The sequence below is a fragment of the Sphingomonas sp. CCH10-B3 genome (genome assembly GCF_001556185.1).
Classification (GTDB): Bacteria; Pseudomonadota; Alphaproteobacteria; order Sphingomonadales; family Sphingomonadaceae; genus Sphingomonas; species Sphingomonas aquatica.
The window spans coordinates 40898-64122 of the sequence record NZ_LSIJ01000009.1 but is presented as its reverse complement, the minus strand read 5'-3'; the positions used below and the strand labels follow the sequence as shown (position 1 = coordinate 64122).

The window sequence follows — 23225 nt, the reverse complement described above, 5'->3', positions numbered from 1 at the left end:
TGACACCGCCGCCATAGCGCTTTAGCCGCGCGGACATGATCCAATATGATGTCGTTGTCGTCGGCGGCGGGCACGCCGGCACCGAGGCAGCTGCAGCAGCGGCGCGTCGCGGCGCGCGCACGGCGCTCATCAGCTTCGACATCTCGAAAATTGGCGCGATGTCGTGCAACCCGGCGATCGGCGGGCTCGGCAAAGGCCATTTAGTGCGCGAAGTCGATGCGTTCGATGGCTTGATCGCACGCGCGACCGACGCAGCAGGCATTCATTACCGGATGCTCAACCGAAGCAAGGGCACGGCAGTGCAGGGGCCACGCGTGCAGGCCGATCGGCGGCGCTATGCGGCGGCCATCCAGGCCATGCTTAATGATCAGCCGGGTCTCACCATCGTTGCCGGCGAAGCCGCCGAGCTCGCATTCGATGGCAGGACGTTGACCGGCGTGGTGCTTGCGGACGGAAGGATGCTTCGCGGTCGCGCTGTGGTGCTGGCGACCGGCACGTTTCTTGGCGGGCGGCTGTTCTGTGGTGAGGCGCGGAGTGAAGGCGGGCGGAGCGGCGAACGGGCGGCGACCCGGCTCGGGGTTCAGCTTCGGGAGATCGGCTTGCCGATTGCGCGGCTGAAGACCGGCACACCGCCACGGCTCGACGGGCGGACCATCGATTGGGCAAAGCTTGGCGAGCAGCCCTCTGATGCAGATGGCTGGACGATGTCGCCCGTCACCGGCGCACGCACTTTGCCGCAATTGTTCTGCGCGATCACCCGGACCAATCCGGCAACGCATGCGATCATTCGCGGCGGCCTCGATCGCTCGCCGCTATTCACCGGCGCCATCGACGCGCAGGGGCCGCGCTATTGCCCGTCGATTGAGGACAAGATTCACCGGTTCGGCGACCGCGATGGCCATCAGATCTTTCTCGAACCCGAAGGGCTCGATGATCCGTTGGTCTATCCCAATGGCATTTCGACGTCGTTGCCGGTCGATGTGCAAGCCGCGATGATCGCCTCGATCGAAGGGTTGGAGCAGGCGCGGATCGCAGCGCCGGGCTATGCCGTCGAATATGATTATGTCGATCCGCGCGCGCTTGATCCGACACTTGGTCTGCGGGCATGCGCCGGGCTGTTCTGTGCGGGCCAGATCAACGGCACGACGGGCTATGAGGAAGCGGCGGCGCAGGGGCTGATCGCCGGGTTGAACGCGGCCGGCTACGCGCTAGGGCTCGCCCCGGTGCTGCTCGACCGGGCGTCGAGCTATCTGGGTGTGATGATTGACGATCTGGTGCTGCACGGCGTCACCGAACCCTATCGCATGCTGACAGCCCGGGCCGAATATCGGCTCCAGCTCCGTGCCGATAATGCCGAGACACGGCTTGCGGAGGTTGCGGAAGCGTCCGGCGCGCTCAGTGTCGCCCGCCGTCAGCGCTATGAACAGCGGGCAGCGGATCGTGCCGCCATTCTCTCGGCGCTCGACGAAACCCTAAGCGCGCGTGCGATCAATGCCCGCGGCGCATCCGTGGTTGAGGATGGCGTCCGCCGTTCGGCTTACGACTGGCTGCGCTTTCCAGGTGTGACGCTTGCGCATGTCGCCCCGCAGCTCGCCGGTCAGTTCGATCCCGCTTTGCTGGCGGAGGTTGCCGAGGATGCGCGTTACGCGCCGCACCTTGAGCGCCAGGCCAGCGAGATTGCCTTGCTGCGTCGTGAGGAAGCCATGCGGCTCCCCCAGATCGACTATGCCGCCGTGCCGGGGCTGTCGGCCGAAATGGTCGAGCGGCTGACCCGCGCGGCGCCGTCGACTCTGGCGGCTGCAGGGCGGATTCGCGGCATTACCCCTGCGGCACTGTCTGCTATCTTGCTCCACAGTCGGCGTGCGGCGTGACCGAGGACGAGGCGCGCGGCTGGATCTGCGAGCATTTCGGTGTTCCACGTGAAACACTGTTGGCGCGTTTCGTCGACATCGTCATCGCCGAATCGGGCCGACAGAATTTGATATCGGCAGCGACGCTGCCGCAAATCTGGCGGCGGCACATCGTCGATTCGGCGCAACTGCTCCAGCGTGTTCCAGCGATTGACGGCGACTGGTTCGATATCGGGACGGGTGCCGGCTTTCCCGGCATGGTCGTCGCTATCCTGAGCAACGGCCCGGTGACGTTGATCGAGCCGCGCCGGAAGCGCGCCGACTTCCTCCGCGCCTGCGTTGTCGAGCTCGACCTCGGCACGCGAGTGACCGTCCACACGGCCCGCGCCGAGCAGATCAAGGGTCACGCGGCGGTGATTTCGGCGCGGGCGGTCGCAGCCTTGCCCGAGCTGTTGGCGGCGACCGTGCACTTATCCACCAAAAAGACGCGCTGGGTGCTGCCGAAGGGGAAATCGGCGCGCGAAGAGGTGGCGAGCGCGCAAGCGACATGGCATGGAGTGTTCCACGTGGAACAGAGCATCACCGACCCCGAGTCCCTGATCATCCTTGCCGAGAAAGTCGCGCGCCGATGACTTGCATCACGATCGCCAACCAAAAGGGTGGAGTCGGCAAGACGACCACCGCCATCAATCTCGGCACCGCGCTCGCAGCGACCGGGAAGCGCGTTTTGCTGATCGACCTCGATCCCCAGGGCAATTGCTCGACCGGGCTGGGCATTTCCAACGCCGCACGCGAGCATTCCTCCTATGATTTGCTCGTCGGCGAACTCGGTCTCGCCGAAACCGCCATGAATACCCGGGTCCCGCGGCTCGATATCGTTCCGGCGACCGTCGATCTGTCGGGGGCCGAGATTGAACTGGTCGAATTCGCCGAACGGACTCACCGGCTCGCCCATGCCATTGCCCGGGGACGCGACGACTGGGATGTCATCCTGATCGATTGCCCGCCATCGCTCGGGCTGCTGACAATGAACGCGATGGTCGCCGCCGATTCGTTGCTCGTGCCGCTGCAATGCGAATTCTTTGCGCTCGAGGGTCTCAGCCAGTTGCTCAATACGGTCGAGCGGATCCGTTCGCGCTTCAATCCCAACCTGTCGATCATGGGTGTTGCGCTGACGATGTATGACCGGCGCAACCGGCTGACCGACCAAGTCTCGGACGACGTCCGCGCGGTGCTGGGCAAGGTTGTGTTCGACACGGTCATCCCTCGCAATGTCCGCCTGTCGGAAGCGCCGAGTCACGGCGTGCCGGCGTTGATCTATGATCACCGCTGTTCGGGCTCTGAAGCCTATATCGCGCTAGCCCGCGAATTGATCGCGCGGTTGCCCAATCCTTCGCCCAACTCAACCAAAGCTGCTGCATGACCGATCCGATTCTCGATTCGCCACTTGCTACCCGCAAATCGCGCCCTGGCCTTGGGCGCGGCCTATCCGCGCTGATGGGCGAGATTGCCCGCGAAGAACCGCTGGCACCGGGCGACACAAAGGCTTCCGGTTTGCGGATGCTGCCGGTTGGATCGATGTCGCCGCATCCCGGCCAGCCGCGCCGCCGCTTCGACGAAGCCGCGCTCGACGAACTCGCGGCGTCGATCGCGATGCGCGGGGTGATTCAGCCGATCGTGGTGCGGCCACATGGCGCCAGCTTCCAGATTGTGGCGGGCGAGCGCCGCTGGCGCGCGGCCCAGCGGGCAAGACTGCACGAAGTTCCTGTAATTGTTCGAGATTTCGATGAAGCCGAGACACTCGAAATCGCGCTTATCGAAAACATTCAGCGCCAGGACCTCAATGCGATTGAGGAAGCGCAAGCCTATGCCCGACTGATCGGCGATTATGGCCATACCCAGGACGCGCTCGCCAAGATCGTCCATAAATCGCGCAGCCATGTTGCCAATCTGTTGCGGCTGCTCGATCTGCCAGCAGCAGTGCAGACGCATGTCGTCGAGGGGCGGCTGACGATGGGCCATGCCCGGGCGCTGATTGGCGCCGATGATGTCGAAGCACTCGCGAATGAAGTCGTGGCGCGCGGGCTGTCGGTCCGCGACACCGAAAAGCGCGCGCAGGCGGCCAAGCCCAATGCGCCGCGCGGCGTGCCGACAGGTCCCAACCCGGACATCGCCGCGCTCGAGCATCAGCTCGCCGATCTGCTCGGCCTGACGGTCAAGATCAGTTATGGAGCGAAAGGCGGCACGCTGACGCTCGGCTATTCGACGCTCGATCAGCTCGACATGGTCTGCCAACGATTGAGCGGCGATACGCTCTAGCCCGCGCGTCGACCGCCACGCGCTACCGCGAGGCAGGCCGCCGCGGCGATGACTGTCCCGGCGGTGTTGGCCGCAATCGTTGCACGCTCGGCCTGACGGAGATGCTCGATCGATTGTGCCAACCGCCGTGGCGACCAGGCCCGCAACGCCCGTGCAGTCGCTGCCTTTTCCTTGAAGAATACTCGGTGACGCTCGATGACATCGTTGATCGGCGACCCGGCATCGACATCGCCGCGCATGTCGGCAAGCGACATCAGCCGCCGGACGATTGCGCGCAGCAGCGGGATCGGCGACACGCCGGCTTCGTCGAGCTTGGCAAGTTCGCTGCCAAGCAGCGCGGTATCGCCGGCAACGACCGCCTCGACCGCGCCGGAAATCTCGCCATCCCCCAGATCGGCGCCCACGGCATCAAGCGCCGCCTCGTCGAGTGTCGCCGGACGATCGGGTCCGGCATCGAGATAGAGCGCAAGCTTTTCGATCTCGCGCGTGATCACCGCCCGGTCACCGCCCGCCGCTGCGACCAGCCGCGCCGCTGCCTGGCTGCTGGCGCGAAGGCCATGTTCGGCAGCGATGGCGGTCGCGATACGATTCGCTTCGGTCGGCCCCGGCACATAGCAGGCAAAGGCAACGGCATTGGGGGACGCGAGCGCGAGCTTGACGAGCTTGCTGGTTGCCTTCAGCCCCGGCGCGATGGCGACAACTGGATTGCCAGCGGTTGGCGCGCCGAGCAGCAGCTCGAACGCTTCGACGCTCTCGTCACCCACCCCGGTCACGCGGATGTGGCGCGCGCCGCCAAACAGCGAGATCGATGCCGCCTCGGCGGCGAGCCGTCCGGGATCGGCCTTCAGAGTGGCACCGTCCAGATCAATGCGTTCGGCTTCGGGCCCCATCGCCCGCGCAAGGCGAAGCGCATGGCTGCGCGCACCGGCTTCATCAGGGCCATGAAGCAGAATGGCGCGAATAGCCGGACCGGGCTTGTCGAGCAGCGCGCGAAGTTCGTTCTCGTTGACCTTCACTTGTCGGCCGGCGGCATCGTGCGCTCAGCATAAAGCGCGATGCGCGATACGATCTGGTTGGCAACGATCGTCGAAAGGCGCTCGAGCGCTGTGTTTTCAGCCGCAATTGTCGCATATTCGGAGCCGACGACATCGACGCTGGCGTCAGACCCGGCGCTCGCGTCGAGCAGCACGGTGCCATTGGCGAGATCGATCAGCTGATAGCGCGCGCGCAGCGACCGCCGCTCGCGTGTCACCGTGTCGTCGCGCCGCACGCCGAGCCCGATGATCTTGTCATCAAGCTTGATTTCAAGCCGATAGATCGGAGCCGCGGTCCGCGCCGAACCGAGCTGGTCGCGAACGGCGTTGCTGACGAGGTAGCCCGCCTGGCCCGCAATCGGCGCGACCTCGATCTGGCCGAGCGTCGCCTGGACGCGCCCGCCGCTGCCGCCGCCGTACAGCGGATGCAGCCCGCAAGCCGACAGCAGCAGCGCGGCAAGAGGCATGAGCCACTTCATGCGACAAGATTGACGAGGCGGTCGGGCACCACGATCACCTTTCGGGGCGGCTTGCCGTCGAGCAGCCGGACAATCTTGTCGGAGGCGAGCGCGGCGGCTTCGACGGTGTCGTTCGGCGTGCCGCGCGGCATCGTCAGCGTGTCGCGCAGCTTGCCGTTGACCTGGATCGCGATCGTCACTTCGTCCTCGATCAACAGCGCTGGGTTGACCTCGGGCCAAGCCGCGTCGGCGATCAACCCGTCACGCCCACGCAATGCCCAGATTTCCTCGGCAAGATGCGGCACCATCGGCGCGACAAGGCGCAGCAGCCCCTCGATCGCGGCGGTGCGCGATGCAGACGGTTCGGCGCGTTCGATCGCATTGGCGAGTTCATAGATGCGCGCAACCGCCTTGTTGAACGACAGCGCCTCAATGTCGCGGCCAACGCCTTCGATTGTCTGGTGCAGCTTGCGGTCGAGCGCGGTGTCCTCTCCCTCGGCCAGCGCTTCATCGGGTTGGAGCATCCGCCACAGCCGCTGCACGAAGCGCCATGCACCCTCGATCCCGGCCTCGCTCCACGGCAAATCGCGCTCGGGCGGCGAGTCGGAGAGCATGAACCAGCGTACCGCGTCGGCGCCGTACTGGTCGACGATCGGTTCGGGATCGACGGTGTTCTTCTTCGACTTCGACATTTTGATGACGCGGCCGATCTCGGCCACGCCGCCGCCGTCGATGATTGTCGCGACGCCGCCTTCGACGCGCACTTCGTCGGGGGACAGCCAGCGACCGTCGGGTGCCTGATAAGTCTCGTGCGTGACCATCCCTTGCGTGAACAGCCCGGCGAACGGCTCGCTGACGTCAAGCCGCCCGATCGCCTTCAGCGCGCGCGTCCAGAAGCGCGCGTAGAGCAGGTGCAGGATCGCATGCTCGACCCCGCCGATATATTGCGCGACTGGCAGCCATTTCTCGGCCTCGGCACGGTCGAACGGCGCGTCCTCGGGCTGGCTGGCGAAGCGGATGAAATACCAGGACGAATCGACGAAAGTATCGAGCGTGTCGGTCTCGCGCCGGGCCGCCCCGCCGCAGGTCGGGCAAGCGACATGCTTCCACGTCGGATGACGATCGAGCGGATTGCCGGGAATGTCGAAACTGACATCCTCGGGCAGTACCACCGGCAACTGGTCCTTGGGCACCGGCGCGATCCCGCAGGCGTCGCAGTGGATGATCGGGATCGGCGTGCCCCAGTAGCGCTGGCGGCTGACCCCCCAGTCGCGCAGCCGGAACACAGTGCGGCCCGATCCCCAGCCTTCGCCCTCCGCGCGCTGGACGACTGCACGCTTGGCATCCTCGATGTCCATGCCATCGAGGAAGTGCGAATTTACGATCGTGCCGGGGCCGGTATAGGCGGTGTCGCCAACGAAATCGGGTGACTCCTCCGCGCCGTCCGACACCACCCGCTTGACCGTCAGGCCATATTTGCGCGCGAAGTCGAGATCGCGCTGGTCATGCGCCGGCACGCCGAACACCGCGCCGGTGCCATAGTCCATCAGCACGAAATTGGCGATATAGACGGGCAGCTCCCAGTCGGCGTCGAGCGGATGCGTCGCGGTGATGCTCAGCCGATAGCCCAGCTTTTCCTGCGTCTCGAGCTCGGCCGCCGTGGTGCCGCCCTTGCGGCACAGCTCGATGAAGGCCGCCGCGTCCGGATCGGCCTCCGCCGCCGCGCGCGCGATCGGGTGATCGGCAGCGACCGCGACGAAACTCGCGCCAAAGATCGTGTCGGGGCGTGTCGAAAACACCTCGACGCTGCCGCCGTCCGACAGCGCGAAGCGGAAGGCGAGGCCCTGGCTCTTGCCGATCCAGTTTTCCTGCATCAGCCGGACCTTGTCGGGCCAGTCCTTGAGATCGCCCAGCCCAGCGAGCAGGTCATCGGCGAAATCGGTGATCTTCAGGAACCACTGGCTCAGCTTGCGCCGCTCGATCAGCGCGCCCGATCGCCAGCCGCGCCCGTCGATCACCTGCTCATTGGCGAGCACGGTCATGTCGACCGGATCCCAGTTGACCGAGGATTCCTTGCGGTACACCAGCCCCGCGGCCATCAGGTCGAGGAACAGCGCCTGTTCGTGGCCGTAATAATCGGGCTCGCAGGTCGCCAGCTCGCGCGTCCAGTCGAGCGCGAAGCCCAGCCGCTTCAACTGCGCGCGCATCGTCGCGATGTTGGCGCGGGTCCAGTCGCCCGGATGCACCTTCTTTTCCATCGCGGCGTTTTCGGCCGGCATGCCGAACGCGTCCCAGCCCATCGGGTGGAGCACTTCCATGCCCGTCATCCGCCGATAGCGCGCGAGGACGTCGCCCATCGTGTAGTTGCGGACGTGGCCCATATGGATGCGCCCCGATGGATAGGGGAACATCTCCAGCACATAGCTGCGCGGCTTGTTGCTGTCGCTGTCGGCGGCGAAGGTCCGGCGCTCTTCCCAGACCGCCTGCCAGGCCGCATCGGCCTTCAGCGCGTTGAAGCGCGATGCCATGGGGCCGTCCTCAGCCGGGCAGTGCGGCGCGGCGCAGGTCGCGGGCGTGCGTGAGGATGATGTCCTCCAGCTTCTGCGCGGTTGCGGCCTTGACCGGCGCGTCGATCCACTGACCGTCGCGGTTGATCTGGCGCGACACCGCGACGCGGACCGCATCGGCGCGCAGATCCTGGTCGAGGATCGACACGGTCACTTTCATGCGTTCGGCCGGCGCGGCCGGATTGGCATACCAGTCGGTGACGATGACACCGCCCGACGAGTCGGTCTGGAGCAGCGGCATGAAGCTCAGCGTGTCGAGCGAGGCGCGCCACAGATAGGCATTGACGCCGATCGTCGTGACTCGTGCCGCTGCAAGATCACCCTTCGGCCGGTCCTTGCCGCCACCGCACGCAGTGACGGGCAGCAGCAGCGAGAGCAGCAAGGCGGTGCGCAAACGGCGGGGCATGGCGTGAATCCTGAACAAAACCGGCGAAAGCCACTCTATAGATCGTCCGACCGCCGCCGCAAGCACGCGCTTGCTGTGGGCGGAATGCAACAGTTGAACCATAAAAACGTTCGAACAGTGGCGCGGCATGTTCGAATCATGTTAGGGCGCCGGTGAAAGTGAGGGTGTGTTGGTGCAACGTCGCGTGTTGGCAGGAACGGTAGCGGGCGTTGCGCTGGCCGCGGCGCTTGTCGCGCCTGCGTTCGGCGCGCCTGACGTAGCGCTGCGCGGATCGCGTCCCTCGCTTAACAAGAATTTCAACGGCATCGATGGCTTCACCCCGGCGTTTGCCGACCGGCGGCTGGCAGCGATCGTCGGCAAGGCCCGGTTGGGCGGTCGCGACTATCAGTTCACACCCGCAGAAGCGCGCCGCTCGACCGCACCCGCTGCGTTTGTCGCCAAGACGATTGCGCGCGGCGCGAGCGATCTCGCAACGGCGCCCGTCGGCGATTCGGTGAAAGTTGCGCCGATCACCTATAATCTCGGCGTGTCGGTTGGCTGGAAGAAGCTGGTCGCTACCACCGATACGGCGCACCTCGATACAGTCGGCTCGGCGCGCAGCTTCGATCTGGGCGCGACACCCTCGGCAACCCGCCCCGCTCGACTGCGGCCTCTGCCCGAGGCGCCCACTGTCGGGGTGAAGGCGTCGGCGGATGATCGTTCGGGCCCGCTGCTCGACTCGACCAATGCGTTCCGCCTGACCCGTAATGTCGACCTGACCGGCGGCTCGCGCGCCAAGTCCGAAAACTACCGGCTCGACCGCGTCGGCGATGATCGCCGCGACAGTCAGGCCGTCTACATCGGCACTGCGCTGCGCTTCTAAGACTTCGGCGCTTTCGCGCCGCTCAATCCGTCGATCGCGGCCCAGCCGATGAATCCTGCACCGCGCAAGCGTGCAAACGACCGTTGATTAACGCCGCCGAGTGCAATCGCGCGTCCGCCCGCTGCCTGCGCAAGCCGACCTGCGCGGACCGTGCCAAGTGACTGCTCGCCGGGGTGCGAGCGGGTCGGGAATATCGGCGAAATCAGGATCGCATCGGCTCCCATCCGTCGCCCGGCCACGACCTCGCGCAAATTGTGCGCAGGCCAGGTGCGCAAGCCCTTCATCCATTTGTTGGTGCGCCCGTGCACGCCCTGCTCGCCCGGCATCCTGGCATCCCCTGCGCGCACGAGCACCAGCCCGCGCCGCCGACAGACTCGCGCAATGGCAGCAAACAGCGCCCTGCGCTCAGCGAGCGGTCGCGAATAATGGCGGAAGATCACACCCGCGCCGCGCGGCAATCGCTCGAGCGCTTGCCACAGCCCATCGCCCTGCCGCTCATCGGTCATCAGCCATAAAGTCGGGCAAGCGGGGTGGTGGCGGCGCACGACGCTGCCTATAGCAGCGCCGATGCAATCCCCGGAACCCGCTGATCGACTGGCCGCTGTCCAGGCCCGCATTGCCGCCGCTGCCCGGCTGGCAAGCCGCGACCCGTCAGAAATCGCGCTGATCGCGGTGTCGAAAACGCAATCCGCAGACGCGATCATGCCGCTGATCGCCGCCGGTCACCGGGTTTTCGGCGAGAACCGCGTTCAGGAAGCGCAAGCGAAATGGCCTGCGCTGCGCGATGCGAGTCCCGATATCGGGCTCCATCTGATCGGCCAGCTTCAGTCGAACAAAGCCGATGAGGCAGTCGCGCTGTTCGACGCGATCCATTCGGTCGACCGGCTGTCGCTGGTCACGGCGATCGCGCGCGCCATGGACAAGACCGGGCGTCGCCCCGCGTGCTTCATCCAGGTCAATATTGGCGACGAACCCCAAAAGGGCGGCGTCCCGACCGCCGGACTGGCGGAATTGCTGGCCGCCGCGCGGACCGCAGCGCTGCCGGTCGCGGGGCTGATGTGCCTGCCGCCGGCTGATCTGGAGCCCGCGCCTTATTTTGCGCTGCTCGCCAAGCTGGCGGGGGATCACGGATTGCCCCAGCTCAGCATGGGGATGTCGAGCGATTACGAAACCGCCGTCACGATTGGCGCCACGCATGTTCGGGTTGGCACGGCGCTGTTTGGGGCGCGCGCATGAAGGTCAAGGGCATCATTTTCGACTTCGACGGCGTGCTGATCGACAGCGAATTCGTCGGCAACCGCCACGTCGCCGAGTTTCTGACCGCTGCCGGTTATCCGACCACGCCGGAACAAGCGATGGCGCGCTTCATGGGCCTGTCGGGCGCCAATTTCATCGCGGCGATCGAGCGCTGGATCGGCCGGCCGCTGCCCGAGAATTTCTCCGCCGCCCGTGCCGAAGAAGATGCGCGAATCATGCGTGAAGGGATTGATGAAGTCGCCGGCGCGGTTGCCTTCGTCAACAGACTGCCACCCGAGCTGCCACGGGCAATCGCGTCGTCGAGCTCGACGCGCTGGATCGCGCGTCACCTCGACCATATCGGCCTGCGCGCGGCGTTCGGCGAGCATCTCTATAGCGGCAAGGAGCATGTCACGCGCGGCAAGCCCGCGCCCGACCTTTACTGGCACGCGGCCGAAGCCATCGGCGTACCGATCGCCGATTGCGCGATCATCGAGGATTCGCCGGTCGGCGCGACCGGCGCGGTTGCCTCAGGCGCGTTCGTGATCGGGCTTTGCGCTGGCAATCACTGTGGACCTGACCATGAAGCCGCGCTGCGTGCGCTCGGCGTGACAGCTATCGCGCATGATTTCACGACAGTCGCGCGGCTGCTTGCCTAGAATTCGTGGCCGGTGCGGTCGCGCTTGGTCGCCAGATAACGTTCGTTGTGCGGATTGGCCGGCAGGCGATGCGGCACGCGTTCGGCCACCGCGATCCCGGCGGCTTCGAGCTGCGCAACCTTGTCGGGATTGTTGGTGAGCAGCCGCACACGGTGTTGCCCCAGCAGCGCCAGCATCCGCGCCGCCACGCGAAAATCACGCGAATCGACCGCGAAGCCGAGCCGGGTATTGGCATCGACGGTGTCGAACCCTTGGTCCTGCAGCGCATAGGCGCGCAGCTTGTTGATCAGACCGATCCCGCGCCCTTCCTGCCGCAAGTAGAGCAGGATGCCCCACCCATGCGCGGCGATCGCGGCGATCGCGGCGTCAAGCTGCGGCCCGCAATCGCATTTCAGGCTGCCGAGCACGTCACCGGTCAGGCATTCGCTGTGCAGTCGTACCAGCGGCGGCGCGCCATCGGGACTGCCGATCAGGAGCGCGATATGCTCGCCGGGCATTTCGGGCGTCCGGAACGCGACGATCTCGGCCGATTCGGCCGCCGCCACCGGCAGCCGTGCGCGTGCGGCGATCACCAGTCGCGTCGCATCCTCATGCGCAGCGATGTCGTCGGGGCCGATGCGGACCTCGGCATCGCCGCCGCGAATCACGAAAAAGGCCGGTAGCATCCCCGCGATCGTCGCCAGCTTGAGCGCCCAGCGTGCGCCATTGGGATCATCGAGCTCGATCGCGCGGAACGGGCCTTTGAGCGGGGTGCGCAAGTCGAACTGCGGATCGGCGAGCGCGGTCGCCGCGTCGAAATCGAGCCATGGCACGCGTTCGACCAGCACCGGGCAATCGGGCGCAGCGGCGGCGCGCTGATTGGCGAGCTTGAGTGTCGCCGCGCGCCCCGCCGACAGCAGCACCGGCGCGACTCCGGCCGGATCGAAAGCCGCGAGCCGGTTGGCGTCGGCGGTCTCGATCGGTAGCAACGCCAGCGGACCCGCGCGTGTTTCGAGCAAAACCGGCCAGCCGCGCCGCAGCGCATCGATTGCCCGCGCGACGCGGCGGGGTTCGGCCTCGCGATCGCTCACAGCGCGAACTCGGTCATCAGCGGAATGTGATCCGACGGTTTGATCCAGCTTCGACAATCCTCGAACACCTCGTGCCGTATCGCCACTTTGGCGACGTCGGGGCTGGCCCACATATGGTCGAGCCGCCGCCCGCGATCCGAGGCGAGCCAGTCCTTCGCGCGGTAGCTCCACCAAGTATAGAGCCGCTCGGGCGCGGGCACGAACCGGCGGCCAAGATCGACCCAGTCATTCGACGCCTGCAACCCTTCGAGCGCTTCGACTTCGACGGGCGTGTGGCTGACGACGTCGAGCAGTGCCTTGTGATTCCATACGTCCGATTCGAGCGGGGCGATGTTGAAGTCGCCGACCAGCAGGGTCGGGCCGCTCAATCCTTCGGACCAGCGCGTCATCCGCTCGATAAAGTCGAGCTTCTGGCCGAACTTGGGATTGGCTTCGCGATCCGGGATATCGCCGCCAGCGGGCACATAGACATTTTCGAGCCGCAGCCCGTTCGGCAATCGCACGCCGATGTGGCGTGCTTCCTGATTCGCTTGCCAATCGAAACGGTCGTCCTCGACCAGCGGTAGCTTCGAGACGATCGCGACGCCGTGATGCATCCGCTGGCCGTGCAGCACGATGTGGCGATAGCCGAGCGCGTGAAAGGCAGCGACCGGAAACTCGCCGTCGATCGTCTTGGTTTCCTGAAGACAGAGGATGTCAGGCGCCGCGGTACGCAGGAAATGTTCGACGATCGCGATGCGGAAGCGCACCGAGTTGATGTTCCAGGAAGCGATGCGGATCGTATCGGCCATGGCGCGATGTAGGGCCCGTTGCCTGACAGGGAAAGGCCCTCGCTCCGGGGGCATGGAACGAGGGCCGACCTCGCGTTCGTCACGCAGGCAGAACGGCGTGTGAGGGTAACAGGGGGAAAACCCGATGCGCCGTTCGCAGTTACTGTTTTAGCGAAGCAAAGCTGTCGCCAATATGAACGGACGAGGAGGCCAGATTAATTCCTGCGAACGTTGCGCTGCGGATCGTTGAAGCGGAACGCGTTGTCGGCGACCGCGACATTGAACTTCTGATTGCTCAGCCGAACCATCGTCCGGTTGTTTTGCGCATCGAGCGCCACCCAGCCCTGCAGCATCAGCCCGCCGGGCGCGCTGCCGTTGCGGGCAAAAATCATCGTGATCTTGCCATATTCGGGGTGGCGCGGATCATTCGCTTCGACCGACAGGACGCGCGGATCGACGCCAGGGACCACCTTGGCGTAGCGCGTCGCATCCTTCGACGGGTCGAGCAGCACGCCCAGCGGGGCATTGGCGATCGGCCAACGCTGTTTTTGGCCGACCTGATAGTCAAGGAACCACAAAGACTTGCCGTCGGCGACGACAAGGATCGGCACGCCCTTTTCATATTGGAAGCGAATCTTGCCGGGCTTTTTGAGCGTCAGCACGCCAGTGACGCTCTTGCCGGCCCGGTCGGTCTGCACAAAATCGGCAGTCATCGTGTCGACCGCGGCCAGATGCGCCTTGACGAGCGGCAGGCCGTCGATCGGGGCCGCTGCCACCAGAGGCGCGGCGAGCAGGGCAATCATGACAGGGCTACGCAAACCGGATCTCCAGCAAAGTTCAGACGCCTCCGCTAGATGGGGACGATTGAACCGGTCGTGAACCCGCGCAGGCGGGGCTGCGCAGATCAGATCGGGTTGCCGTCGCGGTCGCGCAGCACTTCGCGACGGCCGACATGGTCGGGCTTGCCGACAATGCCGTCCTTTTCCATCCGCTCGATCAGCCGCGCGGCGCTGTTATAGCCGATGCGCATCTGGCGCTGCAGCCATGACGTCGATGCCTTCTGGCTCTCGACGACAAGCTGGACGGCGGCGCGATATTGCTGGTCCTCGGGGCTGTCCTCGCCGTCAGGCGCGCCGTCGAGCGCGAAGCTTTCCTCGGGCTCCTCGGTCACCGACTGGATATAGTCGGGGCGGCCTTGCCCCCGCCAGTGATCGGCGACCGCACGGACCTCGTCGTCGCTCACGAACGGGCCGTGGACGCGCACGATGCCCTTGCCGCCGGGCATATAGAGCATGTCGCCCTTGCCGAGCAGCTGTTCGGCGCCCTGTTCGCCCAGGATCGTGCGCGAATCGATTTTCGACGTGACGTGGAAACTGATCCGTGTCGGCAGGTTCGCCTTGATCACGCCGGTGATGACGTCGACCGAGGGGCGCTGCGTTGCCATGATCAGGTGGATGCCGGCCGCGCGCGCTTTCTGCGCGAGCCGCTGAATCAGGAATTCGACTTCCTTGCCCGCCGTCATCATCAGGTCGGCGAGTTCGTCGACGATCACGACGATCTGCGGCAGCACCTGATAGTCGAGTGTTTCCTCTTCGTAGATCGGCTGGCCTGTGTCGGTATAGCCGCACTGTACTCGCCGCCCGAGCGACTGGCCCTTGGCCTTGGCCGCGCGCACCTTGTCATTGAAGCTCGCCAGACTGCGCACGCCGACCGACGACATCTGCCGATAGCGGTCCTCCATCTGCTCGACCGCCCATTTGAGCGCTCGCACGGCCTTGGCGGGATCGGTGACGACGGGGGAGAGCAGGTGCGGGATGTCGTCGTACATGCTCAGTTCGAGCATCTTCGGGTCGATCATGATCATCCGGCACTGGTCGGGGCGCAGCCGGTAGAGCAGCGACAGGATCATGCAGTTGAGCCCCACCGACTTGCCCGAGCCGGTGGTGCCTGCGACGAGCAGGTGCGGCATCGGCGCAAGATCGGCGATCACGGCGTCGCCCGCGATATTCTTGCCGAGAATGATCGGCAGCGACCCCGGCTGATCATCGAGCGATTCGATCAGCTCGCGCAATGACACCATCTCGCGCCGGGCGTTGGGTAATTCGATGCCGATCACGGTGCGCCCCGGGATCGTCGCGACGCGCGCCGACACCGCCGACATGTTGCGTGCGATATCGTCGGCAAGCTGGATCACCCGGCTCGCCTTGATGCCGCTTGCAGGTTCGAGTTCGTACATCGTCACCACCGGGCCGGGGCGGACGTTCACGATCGATCCCTTGACGTGGAAATCGTCGAGCACTGATTCGAGGAGGCGCGCGTTGCGCTCGAGCGACACCTTGTCGATCGCGGTGCCGGGCGTCGGCGGCGCGGGTTTGAGCAATTCGACCGACGGCAGGCTGCTCGCGTCGCCGAGATCGAACGAAGCCTGACGCGGCGGCTTGGCGGGGGCAGCGGCTGGCTTGGCCGGGCGCTCGGCGATTACCGGTGCGGGCCGGGGATCGGCCGATGCGAGCGGGCGCGGCGCGGGCTTGGGCGGCGCAGGTTCGGCAATATCGGTTTCATCCGTCGTTGCGTCAGCGGGACGCGCGGGCCAGCTCGGCAGCGCCAATTTCCAGTTGCTGCTGCCTGACTCGATCTCGAAACCGAACGCATAGACGATCACACCGCCGAGCGCCGCCAGCGCCGCGACCCCGCGTGTCGTCCACAGGATTGCCGCCGGATCGCCGAGCTGTCCGATCCCCCATTGGGCCAGCCCGCCGATCGCAAGGCCCACTGCGCCGCCGAAACCCGCCGGCAGGGTGCTGACCGCGCCAACGCTGAGCAGCGCGAAGGCCGTGCCGATCAGAACGATACCGACCACGGCCTTGGCCGACATCCGCCGCCAAGCACCGACGGGCACATCACGCCACAATCGGGTCGCGAACAGAAAGATGAAAGGGACGAGCAGCGCCGCCGGCCAGCCCAGCAGCGCCAGCACCGCATCAGCGACGACGGCGCCGGGGACGCCGAGCAGGTTGGCGGCCGGTCCGCCAGCCGCCGTCGACAGCGAGGGGTCGGCGGGGTGATAGCTCGCCAGCGCCAGCGCCAGCGCGGCGGCAATTAGGGTGATCAGCAACGCGCCGATCAACGCCCCGCTGCGCCGCGCGCCATGCCGTACGGTTTCGCGCCAAAGCGGCGGATGCGCGCTCGCCATCTTCGTTCCCCAAAAATGCTCTGGATGTTCCGGTCGAGGACCATCGCTCTTGCCGAGTCCCGCGTCAAGCAGCCGTTGGCAGCACCGCCGCCAGCCCCTAAAGCATGACCATGGAACAAGCAGATGTCCTCATTCTCGGCGGCGGCCTCGTCGGTTGCACGCTCGCGCTCGCGCTCGATGCGCATGGCCTGACCAGCATCGTCGTCGACCCCGCCGACCCGGCTGTGACACTGTCGCCCGGCTTCGATGGCCGCGCTTCGGCGATCGCGAGTGCGAGCGGGCGGATGCTTGCCGCGATCGGATTGGGTGGGCGGCTCGAAGGGCTGGGTTGCCCGATCGCTTCGATTCGGGTGAGCGACGGGCTCGAACCCGGCGCGCTTGATTTCGAACCCGACGCTGATGATGGCGCGCTCGGCGTGATGTATGAAAACCGCGCGCTGCGGATTGTGCTCAACGAAGCGGCGCAGGCGGCTGCCGGCATTAACCTCAGGATGCTGACCCGCGCCACGTCGGTCGATCGCGGCGCGGCGGGGGTCACCGCAACGCTCAGCGACGGCTCGACGGTCCGCGCGCCGCTGCTGATCGCAGCTGAGGGCCGCAATTCGCCGACGCGGGAGGCCGCAGGCATCAAGATCGCGCGCTGGTCATACAATCACAATGCCATCATCACGGCGTTCGATCATGAACACAGCCATGAGAATTGCGCGTTCGAGATTTTCTACCCCGCCGGGCCGTTCGCGATTCTGCCGCTCAACGATGTTGAGGGGCGGCATCGCTCGGCGCTGGTGTGGACCGTCAGCGCCGCCGATGCGGCCGGCATGCTCAAGATTTCGGATCGCGCGTTCCTGGCCGAAGCCGAGAAGGGCATGGGGGGTTTCCTCGGGCGCCTGAGCAATCTCGCACCGCGATCCACCTATCCGCTCGGCTTCCATCATGCGGCCAAGGTGACGGCGGAGCGGCTCGCGCTGGTCGGCGATGCGGGCCACGGCATCCATCCGATCGCGGGGCAGGGCCTCAATCTGGGTCTGCGCGATGTCGCGACGCTCACCGAAGTGCTCGTCGACGGCAAGCGGTTGGGACTCGATCTCGGCGACCCGGCGCTGCTCCCTCGCTATGAGCGCTGGCGCGGGTTCGACACGCTGTCGGTGGCGGTCGCGACCGACACGCTCAACCGGATATTCTCGGTCCCCGGCAAGACCGCGAGCGCAGTGCGCCGTATCGGGCTGAGCGCGGTACAGGCACTGCCGCCGCTCAAGGCGCGCTTCATGGCCGAGGCCCGCGGCGAAAGCGGCGACCTGCCGAAATTGCTACAGGGTTTCCCGGCCTAGCCGCCGCGCTTCCTCCACCAGCATCACCGGGACGCCGTCGCGGATCGGATAGGCAAGTCCGGCGGCATCGCTGATCAGTTCGCCGGCATCCGCATCAAAGCGGAGCGGCGTGCGCGTCAGCGGGCACACGAGCCGCTCGAGCAGCCACGGATCAATGCCCCCGGCCACGTTCGCCGGCGCGCTCACTGCAGCGTCACCGAATCCTCGCCGTCGTGGCGGCCGAAGAACTGCATCAGTTGAACGAGCAGCTCGGCGCGATCCTCAAGACAAGGCGATTCGAGCAGCGCCTGTTTTGCCGCCACGTCGAACGGTGCGATCTGGGCGACGCCATTCACCAGCGATTCGTCATCGAGCCGGGCGACTGCATCCCAATCGACCGCATAGCCCTGACTGTCGGCAAAGCGGCGCGATTCGCTCTCGAGCGATGACCGGCTGGCGCTCGACAGCACTTCGGGCTCGGCGGCGACCGGCAGCAATTCGGCCTCGACTTGCCGGAAGGCGGTCGTGACGTCGAGTTCACGGACGATCCGGAACAGCGACAGCCCTTCGAGCACGACATTGTAGCGGCCGTCATCGAGCGCTTCGAACTGCGCGATCTTGCCGACGCAGCCGATCTTGAACAGCGTCGGGTGCGCGCCATCGCCGCGCGGCTGGATCATGCCGATCCGGCGGTCGCGCACGAGCGCATCGCTGATCATCGCGCGGTAGCGCGGTTCGAACAGGTGAAGCGGCAAGTGCATGCGCGGGAACAGCAGCGCGCCCGCGAGCGGAAACACCGACAGCCGCGTGGTGGCGCGCGCGTCGCTCATCCGAACAGGATCGCCGACAATTTGCGCCGCTGGGCCGAGACCCAGGGATCTTCGAGGCCGACGACTTCGAACAGCTTCAGCAGCTGCGCCTTGGCTGCGCCTTCATTCCAGCTGCGATCGTCGGCGATCATCGCCAGCAATGTCGCGGCGGCCGCATCGCGGTCGCCCGCCGCCATCTGGCCGCCGGCAAGTGCAAAGCGCTTTGCGTGGTCCTCGGGATTGGCGGCGACTTCGGCAGCGAGCCCGGCCAGATCATCGACCGGCTTGGCGTCCCGGGCCAGCGCCAGCGCGGCGCGGGCGCGCTCGATTTCCGGCAGTTTGGCAAGTTCAGGCGGCAGCGCCGCGGCGTGCGCATTGGCTTCGTCGAGGTTACCCGCCGCCACCAGCGCACGAATCAGGCCGGCGTGGACCGCGGTATGATCGGGCGCCATCTCGGCCAGTTGCCGGAAAATGCCCGCCGCGCGCGCGCCGTCGCCGTCGGCCAGCACTTGTTCGCCCATCGCGATCAGCGGCTCGATCTCGGCTTCGGCCGACGCCGCATCGCTTTCGACCGGCAACTGGCGCAGAATCTGGTCGAGCATCGTCTTCAGCGCCGATTCGGTGCGCGCGGGCGTCAGGTCGGCGACCAGCTGACCCTGGAACATCGCATAGACTGTCGGGATCGAGCGGATCTGGAATTGCGCGGCGATGAACTGGTTCTTGTCGGTGTCGATCTTGGCGAGCACCACGCCCTTGTCGGCATAGGCCGCCGCGACCTTTTCCAGCACCGGTGTCAGTGCCTTGCACGGCCCGCACCATTCGGCCCAGAAATCAATGATGACGAGCTTCGTCATCGACGGCTCGACAACGTCGCGGCGGAAGGCGGCGACCGCGTCGCGTTCGGCGGTGCTCATCCCCAGACTAGCCAATTTCTCGCTCCCAAAGCCCGTTCGGCAGTTCGTTCCACGCCCTTATGTGGGCGCTCGGGCGATGAAGCCAAGGCTTTTTGCAAAAGCAACGCCGGGGCTTGCGGGTACGGGAATCGGGTGCTAACAGCCGCCGCCTTACCCGGGTCCTGCAAGCGCAGGACGTCAGGCGCCAGAGCGGGCGTAGCTCAGGGGTAGAGCACGACCTTGCCAAGGTCGGGGTCGAGGGTTCGAATCCCTTCGCCCGCTCCAGCCGCGGCACGAAATTTAGCGCAGCTAAGGTCGATCATGCGGCGGCTCGGTCGACGTCGTCTGGCCACGGTTGACAGTGCGCCTTCGCCGCGACGCTTTTCTCGTCAGAAACGGGAAGCGCACCTCCCGCCGCTCCGCTACTCTCGCGAGATGACCAACTCCCTGATTCGCGTCGGTATCGGCGGCTGGACCTATGAGCCGTGGCGCGGGGTCTTCTATCCGCCCGGCACGCCGCACAAGCGCGAGCTCGATTATGCCGCGTCGAAGCTGACCGCGATCGAGATCAAGGCACCTATTACAGTTCACAAAAGCCCGCGACCTTCGCCAGCTGGGCCAAGGCGGTTCCCGATGGCTTCGTGTTTACGGTCAAGGCCTCGCGCTTCTGCACTAACCGCAAGGTGCTGGCCGAGGCTGGCGAATCGATCGAGCGCTTCGTGGGGCAGGGTATCGTCGAGCTCGGCGACCGGCTCGGGCCGATCCTGTGGCAATTCATGGCGACCAAGAAATTCGATGCCGATGATTTCGGCGCGTTCCTGAAGCTGCTGCCTGCAAGCCATGCGGGTGTCGCGCTGCGTCACGCGGTCCAAGTGCGCCACGAAAGCTTTGCTTGCCCCGAGTTCATTACACTTGCCCGCGCCGCCGGTGTGGCAATCGTGTTCGCCGATTCGGCTGATTATCCCGCGATTGCCGATGTGACCGCTGATTTCGTCTATGTCCGGCTCGAAAATGCGCAGGAGGCGGTTCTGACCGGCTATGATGACGAGGCGCTCGATCGCTGGGCTTCTGCCGCGCAGATCTGGGCGAGCGGCGGGCAACCTTCGGGCCTGCCCTATGTGGAGACCGGGGCGCCCGCGCCGACTCCGCGCGATACATTCGTTTTCTTCATCAACGGCGCCAAGGTTCGCGCACCCGCCGGTGCCATGACGCTGATCGACCGCGTCGGTCGTTAGCGCGGCGCAGTGCCGTTGGGGGTGGCGCCAGCCGGGGCCGGAGTCGGGCTCGGCACGGGTGCTGGTGCGGCAATGGCGGGCGCGGCGCCCGTGCCCTGCAACGCTGCCGCTTCGAGCGTATCGAGCGCGTGGCGCGCGTCGATGTAGCGCCGGGCCGCGGCAGTCCAAGCCATCGCGGTCGATGCCCCCGGCAGGCGCGACACTTCGAGCAGCGCGGCCTCGACCTGCCCAGCCTCAAGACTCTGGCGCGCGCGCGCGAGCCGGTCGGCGGGGCGCGGCGACGGCAGATTGTCGCGGTGAAGCACGATCAACCCCGACAGCTCGCGCTGGAAACCGGCCCACCAGCCATCCTTGGTCGTGCCGGTCGCCAGATCGGGCGCGATCGCATCGAGCCCGATCCGCAAATCGGCGATCGTCACCGGCGCCTGGCTCGCAGCGACGATCGCGGCGACTTCGCGCGGCTGGCTAGTGGCGAAGCGCGTCCGGAGCAGGCCTTCGACATAACCGAGCGCCAGCCCGCGATCGAGTGCGCGCCGCGCGGCGAACACCGTCAGCATTGCCTCGGCCCGGCCGGCATTGGCCGCGGCGCCGCGCGAATCGCGGTCGATGCTATTGGCGCGCGCTTCGAGGGCGGCGAGCTGAGCCGCGAGCGTCGCCATCCGCATCGCGACAATCCGGTCGTCGGCGGTCGGCGCACCGGGGCCGACTTCGGGCGGCGGCATGAACGGCACGCTCGGCGCGGCGGTTGCCGATTCCACATTCGCCACCGGCATTTGCGTGGCCGTCGGCTGCCACATCCGATACTGGCGCAGGAACAATGCAGTTGCGGCAATGCCGGTTGCAAAGGCGATCAGCACGATCAGCAGGATCGTGCGCAGGCCGGTACGATGCCGGGCAGGCGCGAGCGGCGGGTCGTCGGTCATGGCTCCTTATCCGCGCGCGCGTGCGGTGGGTCAATCGCTCGCGGCGACCGCGGCTTCGATCAGCGCTGCATCGCTTGGCTGGCGGGCGATGCTGACCCGCGCCCAGCCGGACCCGGCAGCTTGGGCGACTGCCGGGCTGAGCGCGGCAATCGCGATCGCGCCCCGACCAAGCCCGTGCTCATCGACCAGCGCGCGCAACCGCTCGGCCGCGCGGGGTGAATGAACCAGCGCCGTCGCGCCGATGATCGCCGCCAATGCCGCGTGGTCGACCGGGAGTGGATCGCTAGCATAAACGGCGATCGATGCCGCGACGATACCGGTGGCGACAACTCGCGTCTCTCGCCCGCCAAGGTGAAGCGCGCGCGCCACGCCGGCCCGCGCGGCGGCGGCAATCAGTGCCTCGGCATCGTCATCACCGGTAGCGGCAAGCGTCATTCCGGCGGCAGTCGCAGCCCGCGCGGTCGCTGCTCCGACGGCGAAAGTGGGGAGCTGCATAAATGCCGCCAGTGATGGACCCGCAGCGCGGACAGCATTGGCGCTGGTCAGGACCAGCGCGTCGAAATCCGCTGGGTCGGGCGGCGTCCAGGGCAATCCTACGATCTCGAACAGCGACAGCGCGATCGCATCATGCCCGCCCGCGCGCAGTCGCGCACAGGTCGCCGCATTGCCGGGCTCGGGCCGCAGGACCGCGAAGCGGCGCGTCACCCGCCGAACAGCGCGCGCACTTCGGCAGGCGCGCGGGCCAGCAGCGTGGCCGCAAGCGCGGCGGGCAAGGTGGCGTCGGCGGCGGCGCCACTTGTGTCGCCCGCCACATGCGCGCTGCCATCGCTGGCGAATAACTCGCCGCGCAGCGTGATCTGGTCGCCGTCGAGGGTCGCAAGCGCGGCCAGCGGCGAATGACAATCGGCGGTCAGTGCCGCCAGCAGCGCGCGCTCGGCCAAGACACAGGTCATGGTGGCCGCGTCGCCGATTGCGGCGACCGCGCGAGCGGCCTCGCTCCCGGCAAGCGCCTCGATACCAACCGCGCCTTGCGCCGGTGCGGGCAGCATGACGTCAACCGAAATGGCCGCGCCCACTTCCGGACGGCCCAGCCGGTCGAGCCCTGCCGCCGCCAGCAAGGTCGCGTCGATCTCTCCCGCGGCGACTTTCGCCAGCCGCGTGTCGACATTGCCGCGCAGCAGCACGATCTGCAGGTCGGGGCGCAGGCGACGCAATTGCGCCGATCGCCGTGGCGAGCTGGTGCCGATCACCGCTCCCTCGCGCAGCGCCTCGATCGAGTCGGCGCCGATCAGCCGGTCGCGCACATCCGCGCGCGGCAGCATCGCCGCGATTGAGATCGCGTCCGGCCGGATGGTCTCGACGTCCTTCATCGAATGGACCGCGCAGTCGATTTCGCCGGCCAGCAGCGCCCGGTCGAGTTCCTTGGTCCACAGCGCCTTGCCGCCGATTTCAGCAAGCGCGCGGTCCTGCACGATGTCGCCGGTAGTCTTGATGATGACGATCTCGATCTCGTTCTCGGCCCAGTCATGGGCGGTCGCGAGCGCGGCGCGGACCATCCGCGCCTGAGTGAGAGCGAGCGGCGAGCCGCGCGTGCCAAGGCGAAAGCGTGTCATCGCCCTTGTGCTAACGCGCCT

The 23225-nt window shown here is 66.6% G+C and carries 23 protein-coding genes, 1 tRNA gene and 1 pseudogene; 10 read left to right on the top strand and 15 right to left on the bottom strand.

Annotated elements, in window-relative coordinates; translation table 11 throughout:
• Nucleotides 1–35 precede the first annotated feature (35 nt).
• The 4 genes from mnmG to AX672_RS02255 are packed head-to-tail and all read left to right on the top strand — an operon-like array spanning nucleotide 36 to nucleotide 4169.
• A complete protein-coding gene (gene mnmG, locus AX672_RS02270) occupies nucleotides 36–1871 on the top strand; it encodes a tRNA uridine-5-carboxymethylaminomethyl(34) synthesis enzyme MnmG (protein WP_066647554.1) in 1836 nt (611 codons plus the stop codon).
• Nucleotides 1868–2482, top strand: a complete 615-nt coding sequence (gene rsmG, locus AX672_RS02265; protein WP_066647551.1) for a 16S rRNA (guanine(527)-N(7))-methyltransferase RsmG — start codon at nucleotides 1868–1870, stop codon at nucleotides 2480–2482. The genes mnmG and rsmG overlap by 4 nt, the downstream gene beginning before the upstream one ends.
• On the top strand, nucleotides 2479–3273 hold the full coding sequence (locus AX672_RS02260) for a ParA family protein (RefSeq protein ID WP_066647548.1): 795 nt from the start codon (nucleotides 2479–2481) through the stop codon (nucleotides 3271–3273). The genes rsmG and AX672_RS02260 overlap by 4 nt, the downstream gene beginning before the upstream one ends.
• Complete coding sequence (locus AX672_RS02255; RefSeq protein ID WP_202189210.1) at nucleotides 3270–4169, top strand: ParB/RepB/Spo0J family partition protein; 900 nt, start codon at nucleotides 3270–3272, stop codon at nucleotides 4167–4169. The genes AX672_RS02260 and AX672_RS02255 overlap by 4 nt, the downstream gene beginning before the upstream one ends.
• Here the strand turns inward: AX672_RS02255 and holA are convergent.
• From holA to AX672_RS02235, 4 genes are read right to left on the bottom strand one after another with little or no spacing between them, the layout of a single operon-like run.
• A complete protein-coding gene (gene holA, locus AX672_RS02250) occupies nucleotides 4166–5185 on the bottom strand; it encodes a DNA polymerase III subunit delta (protein ID WP_066647546.1) in 1020 nt (339 codons plus the stop codon). The genes AX672_RS02255 and holA overlap by 4 nt on opposite strands.
• Nucleotides 5182–5682: an LPS assembly lipoprotein LptE gene (gene lptE / locus AX672_RS02245; RefSeq protein ID WP_066647544.1), complete on the bottom strand. Its 501-nt coding sequence runs from the start codon at nucleotides 5680–5682 to the stop codon at nucleotides 5182–5184. The genes holA and lptE overlap by 4 nt, the downstream gene beginning before the upstream one ends.
• The gene (leuS, locus tag AX672_RS02240) at nucleotides 5679–8189 is read right to left on the bottom strand and encodes a leucine--tRNA ligase (protein ID WP_066647542.1); all 2511 of its coding nucleotides are present in this window, start codon (nucleotides 8187–8189) and stop codon (nucleotides 5679–5681) included. Before leuS ends, lptE begins: the two co-directional genes overlap by 4 nt.
• A 10-nt stretch (nucleotides 8190–8199) precedes the next feature.
• Nucleotides 8200–8634 carry a DUF3576 domain-containing protein gene (locus tag AX672_RS02235; protein ID WP_066647541.1) on the bottom strand — a complete coding sequence of 145 codons (435 nt, stop codon included), beginning with the start codon at nucleotides 8632–8634 and terminating at the stop codon, nucleotides 8200–8202.
• Between the two features lie 172 nt (nucleotides 8635–8806).
• Here AX672_RS02235 and AX672_RS02230 point away from each other — a divergent pair, with 172 nt between their 5' ends.
• Nucleotides 8807–9496 (top strand): hypothetical protein, encoded by a 690-nt coding sequence (locus tag AX672_RS02230; protein WP_168727292.1) that lies wholly within the window; start codon nucleotides 8807–8809, stop codon nucleotides 9494–9496.
• On the opposite strand, the gene AX672_RS02225 is transcribed toward AX672_RS02230, so the two are convergent.
• On the bottom strand, nucleotides 9493–10002 hold the full coding sequence (locus AX672_RS02225) for a thiamine phosphate synthase (protein WP_066647533.1): 510 nt from the start codon (nucleotides 10000–10002) through the stop codon (nucleotides 9493–9495). The two genes, AX672_RS02230 and AX672_RS02225, sit on opposite strands and share 4 nt — an antisense overlap.
• Before the next feature lie 61 nt (nucleotides 10003–10063).
• On the opposite strand from AX672_RS02225, the gene AX672_RS02220 reads away from it, so the two are divergent.
• Both AX672_RS02220 and AX672_RS02215 read left to right on the top strand, forming a co-directional pair.
• Nucleotides 10064–10732 (top strand): YggS family pyridoxal phosphate-dependent enzyme, encoded by a 669-nt coding sequence (locus AX672_RS02220; protein ID WP_066647531.1) that lies wholly within the window; start codon nucleotides 10064–10066, stop codon nucleotides 10730–10732.
• Nucleotides 10729–11391, top strand: a complete 663-nt coding sequence (locus AX672_RS02215) for an HAD family hydrolase (RefSeq protein WP_066647521.1) — start codon at nucleotides 10729–10731, stop codon at nucleotides 11389–11391. The genes AX672_RS02220 and AX672_RS02215 overlap by 4 nt, the downstream gene beginning before the upstream one ends.
• On the opposite strand, the gene ribA is transcribed toward AX672_RS02215, so the two are convergent.
• The 4 genes from ribA to AX672_RS02195 all read right to left on the bottom strand — a co-directional run bounded on the left by ribA (nucleotide 11388) and on the right by AX672_RS02195 (nucleotide 16424).
• The gene (ribA, locus tag AX672_RS02210; RefSeq protein WP_066647513.1) at nucleotides 11388–12461 is read right to left on the bottom strand and encodes a GTP cyclohydrolase II; all 1074 of its coding nucleotides are present in this window, start codon (nucleotides 12459–12461) and stop codon (nucleotides 11388–11390) included. The two genes, AX672_RS02215 and ribA, sit on opposite strands and share 4 nt — an antisense overlap.
• The gene (locus tag AX672_RS02205) at nucleotides 12458–13252 is read right to left on the bottom strand and encodes an exodeoxyribonuclease III (protein WP_202189209.1); all 795 of its coding nucleotides are present in this window, start codon (nucleotides 13250–13252) and stop codon (nucleotides 12458–12460) included. The genes ribA and AX672_RS02205 overlap by 4 nt, the downstream gene beginning before the upstream one ends.
• A gap of 194 nt (nucleotides 13253–13446) precedes the next feature.
• Nucleotides 13447–14034 carry a LolA family protein gene (locus AX672_RS02200; RefSeq protein WP_066647510.1) on the bottom strand — a complete coding sequence of 196 codons (588 nt, stop codon included), beginning with the start codon at nucleotides 14032–14034 and terminating at the stop codon, nucleotides 13447–13449.
• Nucleotides 14035–14135: 101 nt separating this feature from the next.
• Complete coding sequence (locus AX672_RS02195) at nucleotides 14136–16424, bottom strand: FtsK/SpoIIIE family DNA translocase (RefSeq protein ID WP_066647506.1); 2289 nt, start codon at nucleotides 16422–16424, stop codon at nucleotides 14136–14138.
• 110 nt (nucleotides 16425–16534) lie between these two features.
• On the opposite strand from AX672_RS02195, the gene AX672_RS02190 reads away from it, so the two are divergent.
• Nucleotides 16535–17752, top strand: a complete 1218-nt coding sequence (locus AX672_RS02190; protein WP_066647503.1) for a UbiH/UbiF/VisC/COQ6 family ubiquinone biosynthesis hydroxylase — start codon at nucleotides 16535–16537, stop codon at nucleotides 17750–17752.
• Here the strand turns inward: AX672_RS02190 and AX672_RS02185 are convergent.
• Genes AX672_RS02185 through AX672_RS02175 form a run of 3 tightly spaced genes read right to left on the bottom strand, consistent with a single transcriptional unit; the run spans nucleotide 17732 to nucleotide 19454 of the window.
• The gene (locus AX672_RS02185) at nucleotides 17732–17920 is read right to left on the bottom strand and encodes a Trm112 family protein (protein ID WP_082730337.1); all 189 of its coding nucleotides are present in this window, start codon (nucleotides 17918–17920) and stop codon (nucleotides 17732–17734) included. The genes AX672_RS02190 and AX672_RS02185 overlap by 21 nt on opposite strands.
• Nucleotides 17921–17934: 14 nt before the next feature.
• Nucleotides 17935–18561, bottom strand: a complete 627-nt coding sequence (locus AX672_RS02180) for an LON peptidase substrate-binding domain-containing protein (RefSeq protein ID WP_066647499.1) — start codon at nucleotides 18559–18561, stop codon at nucleotides 17935–17937.
• Nucleotides 18558–19454, bottom strand: a complete 897-nt coding sequence (locus tag AX672_RS02175; RefSeq protein ID WP_066647498.1) for a tetratricopeptide repeat protein — start codon at nucleotides 19452–19454, stop codon at nucleotides 18558–18560. The genes AX672_RS02180 and AX672_RS02175 overlap by 4 nt, the downstream gene beginning before the upstream one ends.
• 189 nt (nucleotides 19455–19643) lie before the next feature.
• Between AX672_RS02175 and AX672_RS02170 the strand changes: the two genes are divergently transcribed.
• Nucleotides 19644–19718 (top strand) — tRNA-Gly (locus tag AX672_RS02170).
• A gap of 150 nt (nucleotides 19719–19868) precedes the next feature.
• Nucleotides 19869–20668, top strand: a pseudogene (locus tag AX672_RS02165) (DUF72 domain-containing protein).
• Here AX672_RS02165 and AX672_RS02160 read toward each other — a convergent pair.
• The 3 genes from AX672_RS02160 to hemC are packed head-to-tail and all read right to left on the bottom strand — an operon-like array spanning nucleotide 20665 to nucleotide 23204.
• Nucleotides 20665–21591, bottom strand: a complete 927-nt coding sequence (locus tag AX672_RS02160; protein WP_066647495.1) for a hypothetical protein — start codon at nucleotides 21589–21591, stop codon at nucleotides 20665–20667. The pseudogene AX672_RS02165 and the gene AX672_RS02160 sit on opposite strands and share 4 nt — an antisense overlap.
• A gap of 30 nt (nucleotides 21592–21621) precedes the next feature.
• Entirely contained in the window at nucleotides 21622–22296 is a 675-nt protein-coding gene (locus AX672_RS02155; protein ID WP_066647493.1) for a uroporphyrinogen-III synthase, read from the bottom strand.
• Nucleotides 22293–23204 (bottom strand): hydroxymethylbilane synthase, encoded by a 912-nt coding sequence (hemC, locus tag AX672_RS02150; RefSeq protein ID WP_066647491.1) that lies wholly within the window; start codon nucleotides 23202–23204, stop codon nucleotides 22293–22295. The genes AX672_RS02155 and hemC overlap by 4 nt, the downstream gene beginning before the upstream one ends.
• Nucleotides 23205–23225: the final 21 nt, after the last annotated feature.